The following is a 458-nucleotide window of genomic DNA, read 5'->3' on the forward strand; positions in this document are numbered from 1 at the left end:
ATTGATCTTTGAAAATCGTATAGACGGCTTTCAAAAGCTGTTAGATTGGGTTTCTAGGCATCAAAAGGAAAATCAAAAATCGCATGTTATCTTTGGAGTAGAACCTACAGGTCATTATTGGTTGAATCTAGCCTACTTTTTGAAGGCAAAAGGATATGACTTTGTTCTGGTGAATCCAATGCATGTCAAAAAGAGTAAAGAGTTAGATGATAATTCTCCAACTAAAAATGATACGAAAGATGCCCGTGTCATTGCGCAGCTGATAAAGGACGGTCGATACTCGGTACCAAATCTTTTAGAAGGCATTTATGCCGAACTAAGAGAAGGCGTCAAATTAAGAGATCAACTTACCAAACAGCTAATGATTATCGAAGGTCGTATTCAAAATAATATCCAACGATACTTCCCGGAATTCTTTGACGTGTTTGCGGATTGGAAAGGAAAGGCCGCACTTTGTA

At 38.0% G+C, this 458-nt stretch carries 1 protein-coding gene; it reads left to right on the plus strand.

Annotated features, from left to right (window positions below):
* Positions 1-458 (plus strand): IS110 family transposase (locus FHP05_RS15175; RefSeq protein WP_147670799.1); only part of this gene is annotated, 458 nt, incomplete at both ends.

Origin of the sequence: Cerasibacillus terrae, assembly GCF_008039555.1 — a bacterium.
Lineage (GTDB): Bacteria > Bacillota > Bacilli > Bacillales > Amphibacillaceae > Cerasibacillus > Cerasibacillus terrae.